This window comes from Pseudomonas viciae (assembly GCF_004786035.1).
Taxonomy (GTDB): Bacteria; Pseudomonadota; Gammaproteobacteria; order Pseudomonadales; family Pseudomonadaceae; genus Aquipseudomonas; species Aquipseudomonas viciae.
Genome location: NZ_CP035088.1, coordinates 3,697,277 through 3,705,144, shown reverse-complemented (window position 1 = coordinate 3,705,144; position 7,868 = coordinate 3,697,277). Strand labels below are relative to the sequence as shown.

General features: G+C 62.4%; 1 protein-coding gene (cut by a window edge). It reads left to right on the top strand.

Features of this window, described 5'->3' with window-relative positions; genetic code table 11:
- Nucleotides 1-536: 536 nt before the first annotated feature.
- Nucleotides 537-7,868, top strand: partial view of a non-ribosomal peptide synthase/polyketide synthase gene (locus tag EPZ47_RS31020; protein WP_476705384.1) — the start only. The gene runs 23,397 nt beyond the window's last position; 7,332 of the gene's 30,729 nt are visible here — the first part of the coding sequence; its start codon is at nucleotides 537-539; its stop codon lies off the right edge, out of view.

The window sequence follows — 7,868 nt, the reverse complement described above, 5'->3', positions numbered from 1 at the left end:
GTCGGCAGCTTCATCCGAGGGGTGAATGCCCTGTCCCGGGCTTTCCGGGCAGGGCGCTCGCCCCGAATCCTGCGCGTCTGTACGTCCTGGCTGAGCGACGTCGGGGCTTGTCCCTGCTTCCCATGACAGACATCACCTACCGAATGCTCTAATTTTTTTTGGCCTGTAAGGGGGCGGTTCGCAAACCGCCTCCTTCGGTTGAACGTGACGATTATCCATCGCTTTGGCCCGTGCGCCGAGGTCGGCCAACCACCGTCCAGGCGCGGCGCCGTACCTGAACAACACGTTTTTATCGTCAACCACTCCGAACTAGAAAAGCAGGTCCTTCGATGCAATTCAGCGAATTGATGACAGCTCTGTCCCAGTACCCGATCCGTCTCCAACAGGACGACGACAACCTTGTGATCCTGGGCGACGACGAAGGACTGGACAACGCGCTGTGGGACAGCCTCATTGTCCATAAGCGCGAACTGCTTGAGCTGGTGGAGAGAAACGGTGGCGACTGGCTGAGCCCGGCATTCCGTATCACGCCAGACATGCTGCCCCTGGCCCGCCTCAGCCAGGAGGCGATCGACCGGATCGTCGACAGCGTTCCTGGCGGTGCGGGCAACGTGCAGGACATTTACCCCCTGGCGCCGTTGCAGGAGGGCATTCTCTATCATCACCTCGCCGCGGAGCAGGGTGATCCCTATGTGTTGCAGGCCTTGTTCGGCGCGGACCGACGCGCACGATTGGATGACTTTACCCAGGCTCTGCAAGGCGTGATCGATCGCCACGACATATTGCGCACTTCGATGGTGTGGGAAGGCTTGGACGAGCCCGTGCAAGTGGTCTGGCACCAGGCCAGATTGTCGCTGGAAGAGATCGTGCTGGACCCTGCCGATGGCGAGATTCTCTGGCAACTGCAGCAACGCTTCGACACTCGGCATCACCGACTGGACGTCGGCCAGGCGCCGCTGATGCGTCTGGTCTGTGCGCAGGATCAAACCCACCAGCGTTGGGTCGCGATCCTGTTGTTCCACCACATGGCGATGGACCATGCGGCGCTGGAGTTGGTGCAGCATGAGATGCAGGCGTTTCTGCTCGGGCAGGCCGACCAGTTACCCGAGCCCGTACCTTATCGCAACTATGTGGCGCAGGTCCGCCTGGGTGTGGGCGGCGATTCCCATGAAGCATTTTTCCGCGAGATGCTGGGCGATGTCGATGAGCCAACGTTGCCGCTGGGGTTTTCCGCAGTGCCCGAAGGCGAATCGGTGGTCGAGGAAGTCCACCTGCCGATCGATGTAGAATTGAGCCGTCGCTTGCGAGCGCAGGCCCGCCAGTTGGGTGTCAGCGCGGCAGCCTTGTATCACTTGGCCTGGGCGCGGGTGGTCGGCGCTGTTTCCGGCCGACAGGACGTGGTGTTCGGCACAGTATTGATGGGCCGGATGCAGGGTGGCGACGGTGCCGACCGCGCACTGGGCATGTTCATCAACACACTGCCGTTGCGGGTGAAACTGGCCGGGCAGGGTGTGCGCGAAGGCGTGAAGGCCACCCACGCGGGCCTGACAGCGTTGCTCGGCCATGAACACGCTTCGTTGGCGTTGGCCCAGCGTTGCAGCGGTGTACCCGCGCCCGCGCCGTTATTCGGTTCGTTGCTCAACTACCGCCACAGCGGCACGGCGCAAGCGCCCACGGTACAGACGCTGGAGGCGTGGGAGGGTCTGCATTCGCTGGGCGGTGCGGAGGGCACCAACTATCCACTGACCTTATCGGTGGATGATTTGGGCGAAGGCTTCAGTCTCAGCGTGCTGGCCCTGGCCGGGATTGGCGCCCAGCGCATTGCTGGCTATATGCGCCAGACACTGGAAAGTCTGGTCCGCATGCTGGAACAGACGCCGGACCTGCCCTTGCAGCACGTGTCGATCCTGCCAGCCTCGGAACGTGAACAACTGCTGGTGACGTTCAACGCCACCGAAGCCGATTATCCGCGGCAGCAGACCATTCATGGGCTGTTCGAGGAGCAGGTGCAGCGTACGCCGGATGCCGTTGCGGTGATCCGTGGCGAGCAACGGCTGACTTATCGCGAGTTGAACGAACGGGCCAACCGCTTGGCGCATTACCTGCGCAAGCAGGGTGTGAAGCCTGATTCGCGGGTGGCGATTTGTGTCGAACGTGGTATCGACATGGTTGTGGGCCTGCTGGCGATCCTCAAGGCCGGCGGCGGTTATGTGCCGTTGGACCCGACCTATCCGCTGGACCGCATTGTCTACATGCTGGAAGACAGTGCCCCAGCAGCGGTGTTGGCCCAGACCGCGACTGTTGAACTGCTGGCCGGCGCCTCGATGCCAGTGATCAATCTCGACAGCGGGCTGTGGCAGGGCGAATCCGTCCAGAATCCGCAGGTTGCCGAGCTGACGTCCGCACATCTGGCCTACGTGATCTACACCTCCGGTTCCACTGGTCTGCCCAAGGGTGTGATGATCGAACACCGCAACACGGTGAACTTCCTGACCTGGGCGCATCGTTCGTTTGATGCTCAAACCCTGTCGAAAACCCTGTTCTCGACCTCGCTGAACTTCGACCTGGCGGTCTACGAATGCTTCGCGCCGCTGACGTCGGGCGGCAGCATCGACGTGGTCACTAATGTGCTGGAACTGCAACAGAGTGAGCACGACATTACCCTGATCAACACCGTGCCCTCGGCGCTCAAGGCGTTGCTGGAGTCCGGGGGACTGGGCGAGGGCGTCGACACGGTCAACGTCGCCGGTGAAGCGCTCAAGCGCAGCCTGGTGGAAACGCTGTTCGAACAGACCCAGGTCAAGCGTCTGTGCAACCTCTACGGCCCTTCGGAAACCACAACCTACTCAAGTTGGGTGTCGATGGCTCGCGAAGACGGGTTTGCCGCGCACATTGGCAAGCCGGTGGCGAACACCCAGTTCTACCTGCTCGACGAGCACCAACAGCCGGTGCCATTGGGTGTGCCGGGTGAAATCTACATCGGTGGTGCCGGGGTGGCACGGGGTTACCTGAATCGCGATGACCTCACCGCCGAGCGTTTCCTCAAGGATCCGTTCAGCACGGCCCCGAACGCGCGCATGTACAAAACCGGCGACCTGGGCCGTTACCTGCCGGACGGCAACATTGAATACCTGGGCCGCAACGACGATCAGGTCAAGATCCGCGGCTTCCGCATTGAACTCGGCGAGATCGAAGCCAAACTTGCGCGCCACGATGGGCTGAAGGAAACCGTGGTCCTGGCCCGCGAAGACGTGCCGGGCGACAAACGCCTGGTGGCCTATTTCACCCAACACTCACCGGATGAAACAGTAGAAATAGAAACCCTGCGCACGCACCTGCAAGCGCACCTGCCGGCTTACATGGTACCTGCCGCCTACGTGCGCCTGGATGCCTTACCGCTGACCCCCAACGGTAAACTTGATCGAAAGGCGCTACCGGCGCCGGACCTGGATGCCGTCATCACCCGTGGCTACGAAGCCCCGCAAGGCGAAGTCGAAACCGTCCTGGCGCAGATCTGGCAGGACTTGCTCAAGGTCGAGCGTGTGGGCCGTCATGATCATTTCTTCGAACTGGGCGGGCATTCGCTGCTGGCGGTCAGCCTGATCGAACGCATGCGTCAGGCCGGTTTGAGCGCCGATGTGCGCGTACTGTTCAATCAACCGACCCTGGCCGCGCTGGCGGCCGCCGTTGGCAGTGGAAAGGAAGTCAGCGTTCCGGCGAACCTCATTGCGCTGGATTGCGAGCGCATCACCGCCGATCTGTTGCCGCTGGCCAACCTCTCCCAGGAAACCATCGACCGTCTCGTGGCGACGGTGCCGTGCGGGGCGCGCAATGTGCAGGATATCTACCCGCTGGCTCCATTGCAGGAAGGTATCCTCTATCATCACCTGGCTGCCGAGCAGGGCGACCCGTATCTGCTCCAGTCACAGTTTGCCTTCGACAACCAGGAGCGTCTCGAGGCGTTCGTCCAGGCATTGCAGGTCGTCATCGATCGTCATGACATCTTGCGCACCAGCATCGTCTGGGAAGGCCTGGAAGAGCCCATGCAAGTGGTCTGGCGTGAAGCCAGGCTGCACCTCGAAGCGCTCGATCTCGACCCGGCCGCTGGCGATATCGTTGGGCAATTGCGCCAGCGTTTCGACCCGCGCCACCACCGTATCGATGTCGCCCAGGCGCCGCTGATGCGCTTGGCTTACGCAAGGGACGAGGCCAATCATCGCTTGGTCGCGACACTGTTGTTCCATCACATCGCCCTGGACCACACGGCGATGGACGTGGTGCAGCACGAGATGCAAGCGCACCTGCTGGGTGAAGCCGGGCAACTGACCGCAGCGGTGCCCTATCGCAATTACGTAGCCCAGGCACGCTTGGGTGTGAGTCGGGAAGAACATGAGGCGTTCTTTCACGACATGCTCGGCGATATCGACGAGCCGACACTGCCCTTCAATCTGCAGGACGTGCAGGGTGGTGGTCGCGATATTGAAGAGACCACCCAGGCGGTGGATGCCGCCTTGGACCTGCGCTTGCGGGCCCAAGCCCGTCAACTGGGGGTGAGTGCCGCCAGCCTGGTGCACCTGGCGTGGGCGCAAGTGCTGGCCAAGGTGTCCGGCAAGCAGGAGGTGGTGTTCGGTACGGTCCTGATGGGCCGGATGCAGGCTGGCGAGGGCGCCGACCGCGCACTGGGGATGTTCATCAATACCTTGCCGCTGCGCGTGAGCTTGGGCGGCCAAGGTGTCAAGGCTGGTGTCAAGGCGGTCCATGGGCAACTGACGGCCTTGCTCGGGCACGAGCACGCTTCGCTGGCGCTGGCCCAGCGTTGCAGTGGTGTGGCGGCGCCGTTGCCGCTGTTCAGCGCCTTGCTCAACTATCGGCACCGCGCCACGGGCGAGGCGTCGGCTCAGGCATTGCAAGCATGGCGCGGTATCAACGTCCTGGATGGGGAAGACCGTACCAATTATCCGTTGACCTTGAACGTCGATGACCTGGGGACCGGTTTCAACCTGACGGTGCTGGTCGCGCAGCAGATCGGCGCCCAACGGGTTTGCGCTTATATGCACGCAGCGCTGCAAACGCTGGTGCAGGCACTGGAGCAGACGCCACAGGCGGCTCTGTATCGCCTGTCGATCCTGCCGGCCTCGGAACGTGAACGACTGCTGGTGACGTTCAACGCCACCGAAGCCGATTATCCGCGGCAGCAGACCATTCATGGGCTGTTCGAGGAGCAGGTGCAGCGTACGCCGGATGCCGTTGCGGTGATTCGCGGCGAGCAACGCCTGAACTATCGCGAGTTGAATGAACGGGCCAACCGCTTGGCGCATTACCTGCGCAAGCAGGGTGTGAAGCCTGATTCGCGGGTGGCGATTTGTGTCGAACGTGGTATCGACATGGTTGTAGGGCTGCTCGCCATTCTGAAGGCCGGGGGCGGTTATGTGCCGCTCGACCCGGCTTATCCGCAGGACCGCATTGCCTACATGCTCGAAGACAGTGCCCCGGCGGCGATCCTGGTTCAAGGAACCACGCGCCACTTGCTGGGCGAGATGGCGGTACCGGTGATCGACCTCGACCAGGGCGTCTGGCAGGACGAAGCGGCGCCTAATCCACAGGTGCCGGGCCTGACCTCGTCACACCTGGCCTATGTGATCTACACGTCCGGTTCCACCGGTCTGCCCAAGGGCGTGATGATCGAACACCGCAACACGGTGAACTTCCTGACCTGGGCCCATCGTTCGTTCGATGACGCCACGTTGTCGAAAACCCTGTTTTCCACCTCGCTGAACTTCGACTTGGCCGTTTATGAATGCTTCGCGCCGTTGACGTCGGGCGGCAGCATCGAAGTCGTGACTAATGTGCTGGAACTGCAACAGGGTGAGCACGACATCACCCTGATCAACACCGTGCCCTCGGCGCTCAAGGCCTTGCTGGAATCCGGTGGACTGGGCGAGGGCGTCGACACGGTCAACGTCGCTGGCGAAGCGCTCAAGCGCAGCCTGGTGGAAACGCTGTTCGAACAGACCCAGGTCAAGCGTCTGTGCAACCTCTACGGCCCTTCGGAAACCACAACCTACTCAAGTTGGGTGTCGATGGCTCGCGAAGACGGGTTTGCCGCACACATCGGCAAACCGGTGGCGAATACCCAGTTCTACTTGCTGGACGAACACCAACAGCCGGTGCCATTGGGCGTGCCGGGTGAAATCTACATCGGTGGTGCCGGCGTGGCGCGGGGTTACCTGAATCGCGATGACCTCACCGCCGAGCGTTTCCTCAAGGATCCGTTCAGCACGGCCCCGAACGCGCGCATGTACAAAACCGGCGACCTGGGCCGTTACCTGCCGGACGGCAACATCGAATACCTGGGCCGCAACGACGACCAGGTCAAGATCCGTGGTTTCCGCATCGAACTGGGTGAGATCGAAGCCAAGCTCGTCCAGGCTCCAAACATCAAGGAAACCGTGGTCCTGGCCCGCGAAGACGTGCCGGGCGACAAACGCCTGGTGGCCTATTTCACCCAACACTCACCGGATGAAACAGTAGAAATAGAAACCCTGCGCACGCACTTGCAAGCGCAACTGCCGGCTTACATGGTACCTGCCGCCTACGTGCGCCTGGATGCCTTACCGCTGACCCCCAACGGTAAACTTGATCGAAAGACGCTACCGGCGCCGGACCTGGATGCCGTCATCACCCGTGGCTACGAAGCCCCGCAAGGCGAAGTCGAAACCGCCCTGGCGCAGATCTGGCAGGACCTGCTCAAGGTCGAGCGTGTGGGCCGTCATGATCATTTCTTCGAACTGGGCGGGCATTCGCTGTTGGCCGTCAGCTTGATTGGCCGGATGCGCCAGCTCGGCTTGTCGGCGGACGTGCGGGTGCTGTTCAGCCAGCCAACGCTCGCGGCGCTGGCGTCGGCGGTTGGCAGTGGCAGCGAGGTTGTGGTGCCGGACAACGGCATTCTGCTGGGCTGTACCCGAATCACGCCATCGATGCTGCCCTTGGTGGTGCTGGACCAGCTAGACATCGACCGCATCGTGGAGACGGTGCCGGGTGGTGCGCGCAACGTGCAGGACATCTACCCGTTGGCACCGTTGCAGGAGGGGATTCTCTATCACCACATCGCTGCGCACACGGGGGATCCCTATGTGTTGCAAGCCACGTTCATCGTCACGGATCGCGAGCGGCTGGAGGCGTTTGCCCAGGCCTTGCAAGGCGTCATCGATCGCCATGACATCCTGCGCACCTCGGTGGTCTGGGAAGGCCTGGACGAGCCGGTGCAGGTGGTCTGGCGCAAAGCGCAACTGGCGGTGGAAGAGCTGGCGCTGACCGCCGAGGCGGGCGACATCGCCGGGCAGTTACACGAGCGCTTCGACACCCTGCATTACCGCCTGGACATGCAACAGGCGCCATTGATGCGCATCGCATACGCCCACGATCCTGCCCATCAACGCTGGGTGGCGATGCTGCTGTTCCACCACATGGCCCTCGATCACACGGCGCTGGAAGTGGTGCAGCACGAGATGCAGGCGCACCTGCTGGGCCAGGCCGACCAGTTGGGCGAGGCAGTACCGTTTCGCAATTACGTGGCCCAGGCCCGCCTGGGCGTGAGCCGCGCGGAGCACGAAGGGTTCTTCCGTGACATGTTGAGCGATGTCGACGAGCCGACATTGCCGTTTGGCGTGCTGGACGTTCGCGGCGACGGTAGCGATATCGAAGAAGCCGGACTGAGTCTGCCTGTCGACTTGAGTCGTCGTCTGCGGGCCCAGGCCCGTCAATTGGGCGTGAGCGCCGCGAGCCTGCATCACCTGGCGTGGGCACACGTGCTGGGGCAGGTATCCGGCAAGCAGGACGTTGTCTTTGGCACCGTGCTGATGGGGCGG